The sequence below is a fragment of the Cereibacter sediminicola genome, assembly GCF_007668225.1.
GTDB classification, from domain to species: domain Bacteria; phylum Pseudomonadota; class Alphaproteobacteria; order Rhodobacterales; family Rhodobacteraceae; genus Cereibacter_A; species Cereibacter_A azotoformans.
The window spans coordinates 1-321 of record NZ_VDEK01000192.1 but is presented as its reverse complement, the minus strand read 5'-3'; the positions used below and the strand labels follow the sequence as shown (position 1 = coordinate 321).

Annotated in this window: 1 protein-coding gene; it reads right to left on the bottom strand. The window is 62.9% G+C overall.

The window, feature by feature from the left end:
• Nucleotides 1-136 precede the first annotated feature (136 nt).
• Nucleotides 137-321: transposase domain-containing protein (locus FG154_RS20975; protein WP_145112111.1), on the bottom strand; the 185-nt coding region annotated here is incomplete at its 5' end.

Sequence of the window (321 nt, the reverse complement as noted above, 5' to 3'; positions counted from 1 at the left end):
ATCGCAGCCCAAACCGCAAACGCCTGAGTGTCCGGTGAAACGGGGGCAAAACCACATTGAGGTTTCGCTTGCGCTCTCGCCCGGCGACGCCGGCGTCCGGTGGTTGTCTGAGCTCACTGGGTACTCACGGATGAGGTCATTTCACCGGTTGTGAGGGGGCCTTGGTGTTGGCCGCCGGGATGTAGGCCCAAGGCATCAGCGCGTCGATGTCCTTGTCGAGGTGGCCGTTGGCGAGCCGGGTGAACAGGTCGAGCAGGTAGGCGTAACCGAAGTTCGACAGCAAAAGGCTGGATTTGGCCTGCCTCGCTCGCGCCACCCACG